Origin of the sequence: Cribrihabitans marinus, assembly GCF_900109035.1 — a bacterium.
Classification (GTDB): Bacteria; Pseudomonadota; Alphaproteobacteria; order Rhodobacterales; family Rhodobacteraceae; genus Cribrihabitans; species Cribrihabitans marinus.
Window position 1 is genome coordinate 166,753 of record NZ_FNYD01000006.1, and the last position, 17,197, is coordinate 183,949.

Below are 17,197 nucleotides of genomic sequence, written 5' to 3' on the forward strand. Positions count from 1 at the left end.
GATGTTCGGCAACCGGATCGAAGACGGTTTCGTCAATCACGTCTCGGCCGCAGGGTCGGGCGCGCCGGGGCCCTGGCGGTTGCTGCTGGTGATCGCGCTGGGCCTCGTGGGCTTCGCGGCCTGGGCCTATACCTACGAGATCGAGGAAAGCGCCAGCGCCGCCGGCCGGGTGATCCCGTCGCGGCAATTGCAGGTGGTGCAGAGCCTGGAGGGCGGCATCGTGCGCGCCATCGCCGTGCAGGAGGGCGACCTGGTGGCCCCCGGCGATGTGCTGCTCGAGATCGACGACACGCTGTTCCGCTCCGAGCTGGGCCGGCTCAGCGAGCAGGAGGGCGCACTCAGGGCCGAGGCGGCGCGGCTCGAGGCCGAGGCGGTGCTGGCGAGGACGATGGAAGTCCCCGAGGATCTGCGCGCCCGCAGCCCGCTGGCGACCCGGGCCGAGGAGCAGCTGTTCCTGTCCCAGCGCGAGCAGCTTTCGCGCGAACTCGAGGTGCTGTCGGACCAGCTGGTCCAGCGCCGCGCCGAACTGGCCGAGTTGCGGGCGCGGCGCGACAAGACCCGTGACGTGCTGGCCCCGCTGACCGAAGAGATCGCCCAGACCCAGGCGCTGGTCGAGCGCGGCGTGGTGCCGGCGGTCGAGCTTCTGCGCCTGCGCGGGCGGCATGCCGAACTGACCGGGGAACTCTCGGTGAGTGCTGCGAGCGAGCCGCGTCTCGCCGCCGCCATTACCGAGGTCGAACGCCAGATCGACGCCACGAGGTCGGCCTATGTCCTGACCGCGCGGCAGCGGCTGGCACGGCTGCAGGTCGAACTGGCGGTGGTGCAGGAGAACCTGCGCGCCGCCCGCGACCGGGTCACTCGCGCCACCCTGCGCGCGCCGGTGCGCGGCACCGTCAACACGCTGCATGTCACCACCATCGGCGCGGTGACCCAGCCCGGCGCGCCGCTGGTCGAGATCGTGCCGGCCGGCGACACGCTGCTGATCGAGGCCGACCTGAGCCCGCGCGACGTCGCCTTCGTGCAGGTGGGCGATCCCGCGTCGGTCAAGATCTCGGCCTATGACTACCTGGTCTACGGCGCCCTGCAGGGCCGGGTCGAACGGGTCGGCGCCGACACGCTGGAGACGCGGGAACGTGGCGAGGTGTTCCGCGTGGTGATCAGCACCGACCGCGCCTATCTGGGGTCGCAGGCGCAGCCGCTGCCGATCACGCCGGGCATGGTGGCGACAGTGGACATCCAGACCGGGCGCAAGACCGTGCTGTCCTACCTGGCCAAGCCCATCCTGCGCGCCCGGTCCGAGGCGCTGCGCGAGCGCTGAGCGGGCTCAGCCGCGTTTCGCGGTAAAGGAGAACACGCCGTCCCAGTCGTCGGCCGGCGGTGAGCTGCGCAGGTCGGCCACACGGCGGGCATAGAGATCGACATAGGCGTCGAGCTGCAGCTTCAGCGCGCGATAGGCGGACCGCACCTCGGCCAGCAACGCCTCGGTGCGGTCCCAGTCGCGCGCGCGGTAGGCGGCCAGCATGTCGCGGTTGAGCGCGTTGGCCAGCCGGAATTCGGGCGTCTCGCGCAGTGCCTCGTCCCCCACCAGCGCAAAGATGTTTTCGGGCAGATCCTTGCCCACCACCCGCACCGTGTCCAGTTCCAGCACCGCCAGGCAGTCCTGCACCGCCCTTGCGGTGGCCGAGCCCAGGACGATCTGCGCGCCATAATAACGCGACTGCCCCTCCAGCCGCGAGGCGACGTTCACCGGATCTCCCAGCGCGGTATAGTCGAACCGCGTGTTGCTGCCCATGTTGCCGACCACGCAGACCCCGGTGTTGATGCCGATGCCGACGCGGATCGCATGCGCCTTGCGCACCGGGGCGGTGTCGGTCCTCTTGCCCTTGCCCCGCCGGCCCTTCATGCGCCTCAACCGCTGGGTGGCGGCGCGCCGGCGGTTGAACTTGCGGATGTTGGCGGTCATCTGCAGGGCCGTCCGGCAGGCGCGCATGGCGTGATCGTCATGCGGCAAGGGCGCGTTCCAGAACGCCATCACCGCGTCGCCCATGAACTTGTCGATGGTGCCGCTGTTTTCCAGGATCGCGTCGCACAGGATGGTCAGGAAATCGTTCATCAGCTGGGTCAGCGCCTCGGGATCGTCCTTGAAATCCTCGGCGATGGCGGTGAATCCGCGCACATCCGAGAACAGCAGCGTCAGTTCGCGCGTCTCCCCGCCCAGCCGCAGCGCCTCGGGATTGCGGCTCAGCTGATCGACCAGGTCGGGCGAGACATATTGCCCGAAGGCCGAGCGGATCGCCCGGCGCTGGCGTTCCTCGCGCAGGTAGTTGACCGAGGAAATGATCATGAACGTGATCAGCACCGACAGCACGGGATAGCTGGGATCGAGCAGGATCCGGTGCTGGTGGAAGAGGAAATAGCTGATCGCGACATAGCTGCTGAGCAGGACCACGGCCGAGCCGATCACCCAGCGCGCCGCCAGCACCGGCGCGTAGAGGATCACCAGAAGGCACAGGAAGAACGTCGTCACCAGTTCGACCGCGATGGTGTAGTTGGGGCGTTCCAGCAGGGTCTGGCCCAGGATATTCTCCAGAACCTGCGCGTGGATTTCGACCCCGGCCATCGCGATGCCCAGCGGCGTGGGGCGGAAATCCTCCAGCCCGATGGCCGAGGTGCCGACCAGGACCAGGTGGCCGGCCAGCCGGTCGGGCGGCATTCGGTCGTTCAGAAGGTCGGTGGCAGAGACATAGCGCGCCTGCGACGAGGGCGTGAGATAGGGCCAGACGGTGCCGTCGAAATCGGTGGTGACGGGCTGTCGGGCGATGGCGATGCTTTCGATCCCGGCCGCGTTGGCGCGCAGCACGAAGGGACCGCCGCCGGTCGCCACCCGCAGAAGCTCGGGCGCCAGCCCCAGCCGCAGCTTGCTCTGCACGCTCATCACCATAGGCGCGCGGCGATAGACGCCGTCGGCATCGGGCCTTGTGGTGAACATCCCGTGCCCCGCCGCGTTGGCCTCGAGCACCGGCAGGTTCTGCACGATGTCGGGAAACCGCAGCAGAAACGGCGCGGGATCGACCCCGACCACCGCATGAGGGATATCGGCCATCGCCTGTTTCTCTGCCCGGTTGCCGGCCCGTGTCCGGACACTGGTCTGCCCGGTCACGACCCGCGACCGGGCAAAGGCCTCGGCCAGCACCGCATCGTTGTCGGGCAGCGTCCGCAGCGCCGTGGCGATGCCCTCGGGCAGGTCCGGGTTGTCCGCGGCAATATAGGCCGGCGACAGCCGGTCGGGCTCGGCGAAGACGATGTCGAAGGCGATGGCCACGGCGCCGGCGGCCGTGGCGCGGTCGACAATCTCGGCGATCCGCGTGCGCGGCCAGGGCCACTGGCCGATCTCGCTCAGGCTGCGGTCGTCGACATCGATGATCGCGACCGGCTGCGCGGTGGGCTGGCGCGGCTTGGACTGGTGGTAGACGTCGAAGGCGATGCTGCGCAACGCCGAGAGCGGAACCGGATCGCCGATCCGGATGGCAAGCCCGAACAGCAGGCCCAGAAACGCCACGACCCGGAACCACCCGAGCCATTTTGACAGCCAGTTGCGCATACCCCTCCGAGCCTGCCGGCCCGGCCGAATCCGGCGCGGACCCCGCTTCGGGTCACCGATTCGCCCGGTTGGCCCTGCCACGAACCTTAACCCGACTTTCCCGAATCGCCCGTCCTGCACCGAAAAATCCCGCCGCGAGGCGGGTTTTCACGCCGAATTGTCCACAAACCGGAAACTATGTGGATTAGGTCTCACTGGTTCGGGCCGATGTCGGCTAGTCTGTTCGAATTGGTTTTTTCACGGATTGGGGGGGGCCCGATGTCCCGTGAAGCATATTACACGAATGGGTTTGACCGCGACGTCGAAACGCTGAGCGCGGACGCGACGGGCGCGATCCGGATTCCCGGCCAGGGGCTGCTTTTCGGTGCCGAGTTCCAGCGCCTGGGCGGCGATCTCTACATCCACAACGACGGCGCGCCCACCCTGCGCGCCGCCGACTACTTCCGCTCCGAACCGGCCGATCTGGTGGCGCCCGACGGGGCGGCCCTGCGCGGCGACCTGGTGGCCCGGCTGGCCGGACCCGAGGCGCCGGCGCAGTACACGCAAGCGGGCACCGCGCCTGTTGCCGGACCCATCGGCCAGGTCGAGACCGTCAGCGGCGAGGCCTGGGCCGACCACAGCGACGGCAGCAGCGTCCGGCTCGAGGTCGGCGTCAAGATCCTGCAGAACGACGTGATCCGCACCGCCGAGGGCGGCGGTGTGTCGATCACCTTCGTCGACGGCACGATCTTCACGCTGTCGTCCAACTCGCGCATGGTCATCGACGAGCTGATCTATGACCCCGACAGCGCCGCCAACAGCGGCGGCTTCAGCCTGATCCAGGGGTCCTTCGTGTTCATCGCGGGGCAGGTGGCCAAGACCGGCGGCATGCAGGTCGACACCCCCTCGGCCACGATGGGCATCCGGGGCACGACGGTCCTGGTGCAGATCCAGACCATCGACGGCGTGCTCTCCAGCGAGGTCACCCTGACCCGCGATCCCGACGGTGCCGTGGGCGAGATCGTGCTGCGCGACCTGCAAGGCAACGTGATCGCCAACATCGCCGACACCGACAGCAAGTGGGTGGTCTTTTCGGGCGACGGCGGGGCGCGCGAAGAGGCGCGCACCGCGCTTGACGATGCCGAAGACAGCATCCTGATCGCCGACGCGGTGGCGGCCTATCAATCCGCCTATGGGCGGGTCGAGGCGGGCCAGACCTTCGTGACCTTCGGCACCCAGGGGCCGGGAACCGGTGGCACTACGCCGGTGCCGCAGGGTCCGGGCGGCCCGGACCTGAACGGGATCGACGAGCCCGAGGCCATCGACCCGTCCGACACCGGCCCCGAAACCGAGGGCACCGACCCCAATGCGCCCTTCGACGAGGGACGACTGCGCATCGACCCGGTCGAGGCCGGCGAATTGCAGGTGACGGGGCTGGAGGATTCCGGCGAGGGTTCGATTGGCGGGGCGCTGCCGGTCTCGGGCACGCTGTCCTCGGCCGCGCTGCTGCAGGGCCCGGCCAATGGCGTGGCGCTGGTTCTGGCCGATGGCAGCTATTCCTATACGCCGAATCCCGACTTCTTCGGCACCGACAGCTTCACCTACACGCTGACCGACACGCTGGGAAACACTGCCACCGGAACGGTCGTGGTCAATGTCCTGCCGGTCAACGATCCGCCCGAACTGGATGATGCCAGCACCCAGGTCGCTGAGGATGGCCGGGTGACCGGTGCGCTGGCGGCCAACGATATCGACAGCGCGACCCTGGTCTACACGCTCGAGACCCCGGCGGCGAACGGGCAGGTGGCCCTGCTGTCGGACGGCACCTATGCCTATACGCCCGGCGCGGATTTCGCCGGCACCGACAGTTTCACGGTTCGCGTCAGCGACGGCGAGGGCGGCAGCGATCTGGCCGTGGTTTCGATCGTGGTGCTGCCGGTCGGTGACGCGCCGACCGTCACCACACCAACCGGACAGGCGCAGGGGGCGGTAACCGAGGGGGCCGCGCCGGTCTCGGTCTCGGGCCAGTTGCAGGCCAGCGACCCCGACAACGGCGCGGTGCTGGCCTGGAGCGGTTCGGCCGATGGCACCTATGGCCGGTTCGAGATCGCGGGTGATGGCGGCTGGACCTACACGCTGGATCCCACGCTGGCGGAGGCGCTGGCCGAGGGCGAGACGGTGCAGGAGAGCTTTGCCGCCACCGTCACCGACGACACTGGCGCCAGCGCGGCCCAGCAGGTGACCGTTGCGGTGACCGGCAGCAACGACGCACCTGTTGTGACCACACCAACCGGACAGGCGCAGGGCGCGGTGACCGAGGTCGCTGGGCCGGTTTCGGTCTCGGGCCAGTTGCAGGCCAGCGACCCCGACAGCGGCGCGGTGCTGGCCTGGAGCGGTTCGGCCGATGGCACCTATGGCCGTTTCGAGATCGCGGGCGATGGCGGCTGGACCTACACACTGGATCCCACGCTGGCGGATGCGCTGGCCGAGGGCGAGACGGTGCAGGAGAGCTTTGCCGCCACCGTCACCGACGACACCGGCGCCAGCGCGAGTCAGCAGGTGACGGTTGCGGTGACCGGCAGCAACGATGCGCCGACCGTCACCACACCCGCCGGGCAGGCTCAGGGCGCGGTAACGGAGGGGGCCGAACAGACCACCACGGGCGGGCGGTTGACCGCCTCGGATCCCGATCAGAGCGCCGCTGTGGTCTGGAGCGGATCGGCAGCCGGGGCATTCGGTGCCTTCGTGATCGCTTCGGACGGCACCTGGACCTACCAATTGGACAATACGCTGGCCGATCCGCTGGCCGAGGGCCAGGTGGCGACCGAAAGCTTTCTCGCCACGGCCACCGACGCGCTGGGGGCCAGCACGACCCAGACCGTGACCGTCAGCATCACCGGCACCAACGATCTGCCCATCGTGGCGCGCGAGACGGTGATCGAGGTCGCGCCCGGCGGCAGCGTCGCGGGCCAGTTGGCGGCAAGTGACGTCGAGACGCCGGCTGCGCTCTCCTTCGCGCCGGGCGCCAACGGCCCGGCAAATGGCGCGGTCACGATCGCCCCCGATGGCATCTATGCCTATGCCCCGGCGGCAGGATTCCAGGGCATCGACCGGTTCGACTATACCGTCACCGACGCCGATGGCGGGGTGTCCACGGGCCGGGTCACGGTCGAAGTGGTCAATACCTCGGGCACCGGCGGTAACGGACAACTGGTGTCGCTGGCCATCAACGCGGATCCCGCCGGCGGTGCGCCGGCCGGCAGCGTGACCGTCACAGCGCTGCCGGTCGCGGCCTCCGAGATCAACCTGGTCTTCGCGCTGGACCGCTCTGGCAGCATCGGCGCGCAGGGCTGGGCCGAGCAGACCGCCGCGGTGGCCGACGCGCTTGACCTGCTGGCCGCGCAATTCGCCGGCTCCGCCACCCAGGTCGACGTTCAGATCATCACCTATGCCGGATCCGTCACCACGCTGCCGCTGGCCGATCTGCAGGATCCCGGCCTGTCGGCGGCGGTGCGCGCGCTGCCCTTCACCGGCGGCAGCACCAATTGGACCGACGCGCTGCGCGAGGCCGAGGCGTTCCTTGACGGCCAGCCCGAGACCGAGGCCAATTTCCTGTTCTTCTCCACCGATGGCGAGCCGACCAGCGGCGGGTGGGAGGCCGTTCTGGCCGACCTGACGGATGTGGGCACCAAGGGGTATTCGGTCAGCATCGAGGCTTTCGGGATCGGCCCGGATGTCGACCTGGTGACGCTGTCGCAGCTGGATCCGACACCGACCTTACTGTCCTCACCCACGCAACTGGCCGATGCGCTGACCGAAACGCCGATCTTCAACCCCGAGTTGGTCGCATTCGAGGTCACGCTCGAGGTCGATGGCGTGGACCAGGGCGTGATCGCCGATCTGGACAGCCCGGCGCTGGTTCAGAACGGTCTGAGCTATGACCTGGCCTTTGCCGAGATCGCCGGGCTTGCCGACCTGCTGGGCACCTCGAACCGGTTCAGCGTGCGGGTAGGGTTCGATCTGGACGGCGATGCCGCCACGGCCGAGATCGAGCTGTTCGACACCGAGGTCTTTGCCCCGCTGCCCGGTGCGCAGAGCGTGGCGGGCGCCGCAGGCAGCGAGTTCCTCGCCGGCAGCGCGCTTGCGGACACGATCGGCGGCGCGGGCGGCAATGACCTGATCCTGGGATTTGGCGGCGACGATCTGTTGAACGGAGGGTCCGGAGTGGATTCGGTCCTGGCCGGGGCAGGCGATGACCGGCTTGTCGTCTCGGGGTTGAACGAGGGCGCCGGCGACCTGCTGGACGGTGGCGCGGGGCGCGACGTGCTGCAGGTGGACGCGGCCGGCGATATCGGCGCCGATCTGCTGCCCACCCTCACCCTGCGCGGGATCGAAGCGATCGACATGGAAAACGGCCAGGCCAATGCGCTGGACCTGTCGCTGTCGGACCTGCTGGACCTCTCTGACACGCCCGACAACGCGCTTGAGGGGTTGTTGGCGCGTGCGCTGCCCGAAAGTGCGACGATCTACGGCGACACCGGCGACGTTCTGACGCTGGACGGCGGTGCCGGCAGCCAGGTCCAGGCCACCGGCGAGACGGTGAATGACGGGGCCGGCCACACGCTGGCCATCTACAATTTCGTCGCCGGCGGCAGCGTCCTGGCGACGCTGGCTGTGGATGCCGATATCAGCGTCAACGCGGCCCCGGCCGCTTGACGCGCGGCGGCCGAACCGGGAAAGGACATGCGCAGCAGCCGGACGATCCACGTGATTTCGTGCCATGCCGAGGGCGAGGTGGGCGACGTGATCGTGGGCGGCGTCGCTCCGCCGCCAGGGGATACGCTGTGGGAGCAGCGGGATTTCATCGCCCGCGACCGGGCCCTGCGCGATTTCGTCCTGAACGAGCCGCGCGGCGGCGTCTTTCGCCATGTCAACCTGCTGGTGCCGCCGAAACATCCCGAGGCCGACGCCGGCTTCATCATCATGGAGCCCGAGGACACCCCGCCGATGTCCGGCTCGAACGCGATCTGCGTGGCGACGGTGCTGCTCGATGGCGGCATCCTTCCCATGCGCGAACCCGAAACAAGCCTGACGCTCGAGGCGCCGGGCGGGCTGGTCCGTGTCCGGGCCGCGTGCAGGGATGGCAAGGCCGTGCGCATCGCGGTCGAGAACGTGGCCAGCTTTGCCGACCGTCTGGATGCCCCGCTCGAAGTCGAAGGGCTGGGCAGCCTTGTCGTGGACACGGCCTATGGCGGCGACAGTTTCGTGGTCGTGGATGCCGAGGCGTTGGGCTTTTCCCTGCGTGCTGTTGAGGCCGCCGACCTGGCGCGGCTGGGGATGCGGGTGACACAGGCGGCGAACGAACAACTGGGGTTTGCGCATCCCGCGCTTCCGGAGTGGGATCATATCTCGTTCTGCCTGTTTGCCGGTCCGCTCGATCCGACACCGGACGGGGTGCAGGCCACATCGGCCGTGGCGATCCGTCCGGGCAAGATCGACCGTTCGCCCACCGGAACGGCCGTGTCCGCCCGCATGGCGGTGCTGGCCGCGCGCGGCCGGATGCAGGTGGGCCAGCGCCTGGTCGCGCGGTCGATCATCGGCTCGCAATTCGAGGGGCGGATCCTGTCCGAAACCCGGGTCGGCACCCGCCCGGCCATCATGCCGCAGATCAGCGGACGCGGGTGGATCACCGGCATCCATCAGCATATGCTGGACCCCGACGACCCCTGGCCGCGGGGCTACAGGCTGCGCGACACCTGGGGCGCGTGACGGCCGCGGGCCGGATCATCGAGGCGACAGGAGGATACCGATGGCACGAACGGTTCAGGACATGCTGGCAGAGGCCAACGCCGAGGTGGAACGCATCGACGGCCACAGGGCGCAGGTTCTGGTGGCCAAGGGGGCGCTGCTCCTCGACATCCGCGACGCGCCCGAGTTGCAGGCGACGGGCCGGGCCGAGGGCGCGCATCACATCCCGCGCGGCATGCTGGAGTTCCGCGCCGATCCCGCCTCGCAGTTCCACGACACCGAGATGCGTCCCGACCGTCCGGTCGTGCTGCATTGCGCGTCGGGCGGGCGCGCGGCGCTGGCCGGCAAGCTGCTCAAGGACATGGGCTATACCCAGGTCTACAACATGGGCGGGCTCAAGGATTGGCAGGAGGCCGGTGGTGCCACGGTCGAACCGCTGGATCCGGGTATGTAGCGTTCAGGCGTTCAGGAAGCCGCGCAGCGCCGCCTCGAACTCGCGCGGCTTCTCGGCATGCAGCCAGTGGCCTGCGCCGGGGATCTTGACGAAGCGGGCGCGCGGGAACAGCCGGCGGATCTCGTCGCGATGCTCGGGGCGCACATAGTCCGACGCTGCGCCCGACAGGAACAGCGCCACGCCCGGCCAGTGTGCGTCGATTTCGGGGAAGCCCATGATCTGCGGCATCTGGTCGGCCAGGGCATCCAGGTTCAGCAGCCATTTCCCGGCCTTGAGGTCCAGTGACTGGGTGAAGAAGCTCTGCAACGCCGGCTCGACGCCCTGCGCGCCCAGCTGCGCCTCGGCCTCGGAGCGTCGCGTGATCCCCGACAGGTCGACGCCGCGCATCGCCTCGATGTAGGGCAGTTGCGAATGGGAATAGGCCACCGGCGCGATGTCGGCCACCACCAGCTTGCGCACCGCTTGCGGGTGGGTCAGCGCCAGCACCATCGCCGCCTTGCCCCCCATGGAATGGCCCGCCACGTCGGCCACCCCGTCCAGCGAGTCGATCACCTCGGCCAGGTCGTCCGCCATCGCCGGATAGTCGTGCCGCTCAGATTGCGGGCTTTGCCCGTGGTTGCGCATGTCCACCGCGATCACCTGGCGTTCGTCCGACAGGCGCTTGGCGATGACGCCCCAGTTGCGGGCCGAGCCATAGAGGCCATGAGCGATGAGCAGGGGCGGGAGGTCTGTTGGCGCGCCGTGTGTGATGACGTTCAGCATGGACCCGGTGATACAGCCCATGCGCCGCTGCTGCCAGCCCCATTGAGGCCGCCGGCCCTTGGCGCTAGATTGCCCGCTGGAAAAGGGACCGCCATGACCGAACTGACCGCCGTTCAGGCCCATATCGTCGACACGATCGCCCTGCTGCAGGACAGGCTGGGCGTGCGCGGCAAGACGCTGGCCCAGGCGCTCAGGCGCGCGCGTCACCGGCTGCCGCGCCGGGTCTACAAGCAGGCCATGCGGCTGGCGCAGGCCGAACCGATGGCGGCGCATCCGAAATTGCGGCTGACGCTGGACACCCCGCCACTGGCCCGCGCCGCCGAAGAGGTGCAGTCGCATCTGCGCGACATCGACAAGGCCGATCGGCGCAAGGGCTGGTGGCTGGGCGTTCTGGGCGGCATGGCCTTCAATCTCCTGCTGCTCATCATCCTTCTGCTGGTTGCGCTCTACTGGTTCTCTCCGGCGTGACCGGCCGGCGGGACAGCGCGTCGCGATAGACAAGGGTGACGGTGGTGAAGCTGACAAACAGCAGCAGATACCACGACCCCATCTTTGACAGGCTGACCCATTTGAACGTGTGCTGGCCGGCATAGACCCAGGTGCCGGTCCCGGTGCCCACATTCTCGGCCAGCCACAGGAAGAAACTGGACAGGAATGCGGCCAGCGGCAGCGGCATCCAGTAGTCGTTGCCGCCGATCCGGAACCAGATCCGCGTGCGCGCGAAGAACAGCACGGTGGCGGCAAACAGCGCCATCCGGATGTCGGGCAGGAAATGGTGGGAGAAGAAGTTGACATAGATCGCCGCTGCCAGTGCCACGGTCATCCAGAACGGCGGGTAGGGGGCAAAGCGCATCTCGAACACGCGGATCACCCGCGCCATGTAGCTGCCGACGCTGGCATACATGAAGCCCGAGAACAGCGGCACGCCCCACAGCTTCATCACCGCCGGTTCGGGATAGGCCCAGCTGCCGGCATCGACCTTGAAGATCTCCATCGCCGTGCCGGTCAGGTGGAACAGCGCGATCACCCGAACCTCGCGCCAGCTTTCCAGACCCAGGGCCAGAAAGGCGGCCTGAATCGCGATGGTATAGACGAGGAGCGCGTCGTAGCGGGCGACCGGCCAGCCGTCCTGCCACAGCGCCTTGGACGCGATCAGCCCGCCCAGCATCAGGATGCCGAACAGGCAGGCCCAGCCCTGTTTCAGCACGAACATCACAAACTCGGCCAGCGCAAATGGCAGCCGGGCGCGCATCGCGTCTCCCAGCCTGCGCTCCAGCGCGCGGGTTGCGTTGGCCGAACCTGCCGAACCGCTCGCGGCCGCGCCCGAGGGTCGTGCGGGATCTGACCCGGGGTCAGTCACCATCTGAAAACCGCCGCCGCCGGCCGCATGCCGGCGCGGGCCGGCGGAACCTTGATGCCGCCGCCCCCTTGGTGTGGATGCCGTCAGGCGTCAAAGGCCGGGATAGAGCGGGAACCGGGCGCACAGCTCGGCCACCTCGGCCTTGACCTTGGCCTCGACCGCGCCGTTGCCGTCCTCGCCATTGGCGGCCAGCCCGTCCACGACCTCGATGATCCAGTCGGCGATCTGGCGGAACTCGGGCGCGCCGAAGCCGCGCGTGGTGCCCGCCGGGCTGCCCAGACGGATGCCGCTGGTCACGGTCGGCTTCTCGGGGTCGAAGGGCACGCCGTTCTTGTTGCAGGTGATGTTGGCCCGTCCCAGCGCCTTTTCGGTCGCGTTGCCCTTGACCGATTTGGGGCGCAGATCGACCAGCACCACATGGGTGTCGGTGCCGTGGGTCACGGTGTCCAGCCCGCCCTTGATCAGCTGGTCGCTCAGCGCCTGGGCGTTCTCGACGACCTGCTGGATATAGGTCTTGAACTCGGGCCGCAGCGCCTCGCCGAAGGCCACGGCCTTGGCGGCGATCACATGCATCAGCGGGCCGCCCTGGATGCCGGGGAAGATGGCCGAGTTCACCTTCTTGGCGATCTCCGCATCATTGGTCAGGATCATGCCGCCGCGCGGCCCGCGCAGGGTCTTGTGGGTCGTGGTCGTGGCCACATGCGCATGCGGGAAGGGGCTGGGATGCGCGCCCGCTGCCACCAGGCCCGCGAAATGCGCCATGTCGACATGCAGGTAAGCGCCAACCATGTCCGCGATCTCGCGCATCCGGGCAAAGTCGATCACCCGCGGAATGGCCGAGCCGCCGGCGATGATGATCTTGGGCAGGTGCTCCTTGGCCAGCGCCTCGACCTGGTCATAGTCGAGCAGGTTGTCCTCTTTGCGCACGCCGTATTGCACCGCGTTGAACCACTTGCCCGACTGGTTCGGCCGCGCGCCGTGGGTCAGGTGGCCGCCCGCGTCCAGCGACATGCCGAGGATCGTGTCGCCCGGCTGGATCAGCGCCTGCATAACGCCCTGGTTGGCCTGTGACCCCGAGTTGGGCTGCACGTTGGCGAACTCGCAGCCGAACAGCTGCTTGGCCCGGTCGATGGCCAGGTTCTCGGCCACGTCGACATATTCACAGCCGCCATAGTAGCGGCGGCCGGGATAGCCCTCGGCGTATTTGTTGGTCATCACCGAGCCCTGCGCCTGCATCACCGCGGCCGAGACGATGTTCTCGGAGGCGATCAGCTCGATCTCGTCGCGCTGGCGGCCCAGCTCGGAGGTAATCGCACCGAAGATGTCCGGGTCGCGCTCGGACAGGGGCTGGGTGAAGAAACCGGGATCACGAAGTTTGGCGTTCATGGAGGCTCCGAATGGCTGGGGGTGGCTTTGGCGGATTTCCTATCGGAAACCGCCGCGCGCGGAAAGACTGGAATGCGACGGTTTTGCCACGGGCGGCGGCAAGGCTGGCCTAAGCGGGAAAGGTATGATTGTTTCGGAACCGAATGCGCAGCACCGGAAACCCCAGCGGATGACAAAGAGAATCGCCTTTCTGGCCAGCGACGCGCCGGTGGCGCAGACCGCGCGGGCGACCCTGATCGGGCGCTATGGCGATGCCGAACCGGCGCAGTCCGACGTGATCGTGGCGCTGGGCGGCGACGGGTTCATGCTGCGCACGCTGCACGACACGCAGCACCTGGATGTGCCGGTCTATGGCATGAACCGCGGCACGATCGGGTTCCTGATGAACGAATACAGCGAGACCGATCTGCTGGACCGGCTGTCCGAGACCGAGGAGGAGGTGATCAACCCTTTGTCGATGCGCGCCCGCGACCGCGCCGGGCGCGATCACGCGGCGCTGGCAATCAACGAGGTGTCGCTGCTGCGCGCCGGTCCGCAGGCGGCCTGGCTGAAGATCACGGTTGATGGCCGGGTCCGCATGGCCGAACTGGTCTGTGACGGTGCCCTGCTGGCCACGCCGGCGGGCTCGACCGCCTATAACTACTCCGCGCATGGCCCGATCCTGCCGATCGGCGCCGATGTCCTCGCCCTGACTGCCATTGCCGCGTTCCGCCCGCGGCGCTGGCGCGGCGCGCTGCTGCCCAAGTCGGCGCATGTCCGGTTCGACGTGCTGGACCCTGTGAAACGCCCCGTGATGGCCGATGCGGATTCCATCTCGATCAAGGATATCGACTGGGTCGAGATCCGCTCGGAGCCGGCCATTTCCCACCGGATCCTGTTCGATCCGGGGCATGGTCTGGAAGAGCGCCTGATCTCCGAGCAATTCTCGTGAAAACCCTTTCAGTTCAGCATGATAACGCTGTTTTCACCCTTCTGTGAATAAGGTCACAGCCGGGCCCGCTGGATTCGGTTACTGTCCAAGCTGCCGATGAAAAGGTCCTGGTTGGAAGTGAGTGGCCGGTCAGGGCCCGTATATTTTACGAGTGTGCCTGTTGCGTTCATGAGGGCGCGGGAAGACCGCATCGTGTTGACCCGCGTCCGAGTGCGCAGATTGCATCGGCTTGATACTTGCCGTATCGGCCCCGGACCTGGCGTTCCCAATCCGTCTTGTCCGGGGTCTATTTCCGTTCGGACCACACCGGTTAGCGCCCGGCCATGCGGTCCCAGAGCGGTTCGCACATCCGGCCCAGCCGCGCCTCGACCGCGCTGGCGGCATCCACCGCCAGATCCTCGCGCCAGCGCTGCGCCACGATCTGAACATTGACCGGCTGCGGGCCGCGTGGCAGTTCGGCCAGCCGCGCCGGAACGCAGGCCGCCGGCAGCCCGACGAAGTTCATCGCATAGGACCACACCGCGGCACCCAGCACCTCGTGCACGCCCTCGGCCCCCTCGGTGTCGCGGTCGGGCGCAAAGAACGGCTGCGGCAGGAACGGGGTCAGGACCAGCGGGTAGCGCTCCAGGAACAGAGACCAGTCGCGGGCATATCCGCTGCGCTGCGCCATGACCCGCAGCAGCTCGTCCCCGTGAAAGGGCGGGAATTCCTGGAAATAGACCTCGAAGATGTCGCGCACGGTCTGCGACCCATGCGCGTCGATATCGGGCTTCATCAGGGCATGGACTTCGCCCATCAGCGCCCGGTAGCCCGCGCGCCCGGCTTCGAAGGCATCCGGCGTCGTGACCTCCTCGACCATGTAGCCCGCGTCGGTCAGCGCGTCGCGGGCGGCGCAGAGCGCGGCATCGACCTCGGGATGCAGGTCATAGCCATAGGTCTCGCGGGTGAAGGCCACCCGCAGCGGCGCGTCCGACGGCGCCCCGCGCCAGGGCAGGGGCACGTGGAACGGATCGAGCGGGTCGGGGGCGATCATCGCCGGCATTGCCAGGTGCAGATCCTCGGCCGACCGGGTGAGCAGGCCCTGAACCGACATGGACTGTGCCAGCATGCCCCGCTCGGCGCTCTGGCCCGGGTTCCAGGCGGGCACCCGGCCCAGCCCCGGCTTGACCGTGACCGCGCCATTGGCGGCGGCCGGAAAGCGCAGGCTGCCGCCGATGTCGTTGCCATGCGCCAGCGCGCCGATGCCGGCCATCACCGCTGCACCGGCCCCGCCCGAAGAGCCGCCGGGCGAGACATGATCGCCCCACGGGTTGTGCGTGCGCCCGAAAAGCGGATTGTCGGTGTCCGCCCGGAACGAGAATTCCGGCGTGTTGGTGCGCCCGATCACCACGGCGCCCGCCTGCGTCAGACTGCGCACGACCGGCGCGTCATCCGGCGCAATCAGGTCCTTCAGCGCCGGCAGCCCGTTCGAGGTGGCGTATCCCTTCTGGTCGACATTGATCTTGATGGTGACGGGCACACCGTGCAACGACCCGGTCGCGGCGCCTGCCGCGCGCTCGCGGTCCAGCGCAAGCGCCCGCGCGCGCGCCTCGTCGGCGCAAGCCTCGACCACCGCGTTCAGGCCGGGATTCACCGCGTCCATCCGCGCCAGCGCCGCCTCGACGACCGTCTCGACACTCAGGTCACCGGTTCGGGTGCGCTCGGCGGTTTCGACGGCGCCGAGGCGCCAGATATCCGTTTGTGCCACGTGGGATCTCCGTCATCGAGGGGCGTCGCTCCGACTGTGGGCGAGAACGGGATGCGACCGCAAGCCGCGTCCTCCAAAATACACTTTTGTCGGGAGTAATTCTTTTATTAATCACCTTAAGACGTTATTCAGTCAGGAGAAACGACCTTTCCATGTTTTACTAGTTACACGAGCAATGCCCGTTTACTACGCCTATCATCAGATCATCCTCGGCACGCAATCCACCGTCAACGGCGCGCCGTACGACTACCGGTTCATCCCTCAAGCCGGCACAACATGGTCCTATTCCGGTTCGACATTCACGCATGTCGTATTCGAACAGGATCCGGGCGCGATCAACTACAATGGCGACCCGACCAACGAACGTATCCAAGATTTGATGGATATTGGTGAGCCTGGCCAACAATCGACCGAGATATCAGGGACCCAGCGGGCTGTCGTCTACGACTATACCTTCGGGGTGACCGATGGCACCAACACCTACGAAGTCGCTGTTGTCGACGTAGACCTGAACGGCGACGGCGACTTGGAAGATGCGGGCGAAGATGGGTATTATCTGTTTTTTCGGGGAGATGTTCCTCCTTCTGATACGAGTCTGACTTCGGTCGGACGCATCGATAACTTCGACAATATCGAACACGCCGATCTGGGCGGCGTTGCCGTTTGCTTCGCGGCCGGCACCCGGATCGAAACGCCCTTGGGCCAGCGCGCCATCGAATGCCTGCGGGCCGGCGATCTGGTCGAGACCGCCGATGACGGGCCGAGGCCTCTGCGCTGGATCGGGTCACGGAGCGTGCCCGGCATCGGACCCTTCGCGCCGGTCCGCATCCGCGCCGGCGCGCTAGGCAATGATCGGGATCTGATCGTCTCGCAGCAGCACCGGGTTCTGGTCTCGGACTGGCGGGCCGAGTTGTGGTTCGGCGAGCCGGAAGTGCTGGTGCCCGCCAAGCTGCTGGTCGACGGCGAGAGCATCCGGATCGAGCAGCAGTCCGAGATCCGCTATGTCCACATGCTGTTCGACCGGCACCAGATCGTCTTCGCCGAGGGCTGCCGGGCGGAGAGCCTGCATGTCGAACAGATGGCGCGTTGCGGGCTGGAACAGGCCAGCCTGAACGAGATCCTGTCGCTGTTCCCCGAGTTGCGCGAAGATCCCGGCGCCCACGGCCCGCTTGCGCGGCCCGTGATCCGGGCGCGTGAGGCGGCGGTCCTGCGTCGCGCCGCCTGACACA

General features: G+C 67.9%; 12 protein-coding genes. 7 read left to right on the plus strand and 5 right to left on the minus strand.

Annotation, left to right across the window (positions count from 1 at the left end):
• The first annotated feature begins 1 nt into the window (after position 1).
• Complete coding sequence (locus BMX57_RS11730) at positions 2–1,318, plus strand: HlyD family type I secretion periplasmic adaptor subunit (RefSeq protein ID WP_092366914.1); 1,317 nt, start codon at positions 2–4, stop codon at positions 1,316–1,318.
• Between the two features lie 6 nt (positions 1,319–1,324).
• Here the strand turns inward: BMX57_RS11730 and BMX57_RS11735 are convergent, their stop codons facing one another.
• Positions 1,325–3,601 (minus strand): CHASE2 domain-containing protein, encoded by a 2,277-nt coding sequence (locus BMX57_RS11735; protein WP_092366916.1) that lies wholly within the window; start codon positions 3,599–3,601, stop codon positions 1,325–1,327.
• A gap of 258 nt (positions 3,602–3,859) precedes the next feature.
• Between BMX57_RS11735 and BMX57_RS11740 the strand changes: the two genes are divergently transcribed.
• Genes BMX57_RS11740 through BMX57_RS11750 form a run of 3 tightly spaced genes read left to right on the plus strand, consistent with a single transcriptional unit; the run spans position 3,860 to position 9,782 of the window.
• Positions 3,860–8,296 carry an Ig-like domain-containing protein gene (locus BMX57_RS11740; protein WP_177175451.1) on the plus strand — a complete coding sequence of 1,479 codons (4,437 nt, stop codon included), beginning with the start codon at positions 3,860–3,862 and terminating at the stop codon, positions 8,294–8,296.
• 27 nt (positions 8,297–8,323) lie between these two features.
• Positions 8,324–9,349 (plus strand): trans-3-hydroxy-L-proline dehydratase, encoded by a 1,026-nt coding sequence (locus tag BMX57_RS11745; RefSeq protein WP_092366920.1) that lies wholly within the window; start codon positions 8,324–8,326, stop codon positions 9,347–9,349.
• 40 nt (positions 9,350–9,389) lie between these two features.
• Positions 9,390–9,782 carry a rhodanese-like domain-containing protein gene (locus BMX57_RS11750; RefSeq protein WP_092366921.1) on the plus strand — a complete coding sequence of 131 codons (393 nt, stop codon included), beginning with the start codon at positions 9,390–9,392 and terminating at the stop codon, positions 9,780–9,782.
• A gap of 3 nt (positions 9,783–9,785) precedes the next feature.
• Here the strand turns inward: BMX57_RS11750 and BMX57_RS11755 are convergent, their stop codons facing one another.
• Positions 9,786–10,544 carry an alpha/beta fold hydrolase gene (locus tag BMX57_RS11755; RefSeq protein ID WP_092367225.1) on the minus strand — a complete coding sequence of 253 codons (759 nt, stop codon included), beginning with the start codon at positions 10,542–10,544 and terminating at the stop codon, positions 9,786–9,788.
• 93 nt (positions 10,545–10,637) lie between these two features.
• Here BMX57_RS11755 and BMX57_RS11760 point away from each other — a divergent pair, with 93 nt between their 5' ends.
• Positions 10,638–11,012 (plus strand): hypothetical protein, encoded by a 375-nt coding sequence (locus BMX57_RS11760; protein WP_092366922.1) that lies wholly within the window; start codon positions 10,638–10,640, stop codon positions 11,010–11,012.
• On the opposite strand, the gene BMX57_RS11765 is transcribed toward BMX57_RS11760, so the two are convergent.
• Entirely contained in the window at positions 10,969–11,796 is an 828-nt protein-coding gene (locus BMX57_RS11765; protein ID WP_092366923.1) for a DUF817 domain-containing protein, read from the minus strand. The genes BMX57_RS11760 and BMX57_RS11765 overlap by 44 nt on opposite strands.
• Positions 11,797–11,994: 198 nt before the next feature.
• Positions 11,995–13,290, minus strand: coding sequence for a serine hydroxymethyltransferase (gene glyA, locus BMX57_RS11770; RefSeq protein ID WP_092366926.1), 1,296 nt, complete (start codon positions 13,288–13,290; stop codon positions 11,995–11,997).
• Between the two features lie 169 nt (positions 13,291–13,459).
• On the opposite strand from glyA, the gene BMX57_RS11775 reads away from it, so the two are divergent.
• Entirely contained in the window at positions 13,460–14,221 is a 762-nt protein-coding gene (locus tag BMX57_RS11775) for an NAD kinase (protein ID WP_092366929.1), read from the plus strand.
• A gap of 310 nt (positions 14,222–14,531) precedes the next feature.
• Here BMX57_RS11775 and BMX57_RS11780 read toward each other — a convergent pair whose 3' ends face one another.
• Complete coding sequence (locus tag BMX57_RS11780) at positions 14,532–15,968, minus strand: amidase family protein (RefSeq protein WP_092366931.1); 1,437 nt, start codon at positions 15,966–15,968, stop codon at positions 14,532–14,534.
• A gap of 175 nt (positions 15,969–16,143) precedes the next feature.
• Here BMX57_RS11780 and BMX57_RS11785 point away from each other — a divergent pair, with 175 nt between their 5' ends.
• Entirely contained in the window at positions 16,144–17,193 is a 1,050-nt protein-coding gene (locus BMX57_RS11785; protein ID WP_092366933.1) for a Hint domain-containing protein, read from the plus strand.
• Positions 17,194–17,197 lie beyond the last annotated feature (4 nt).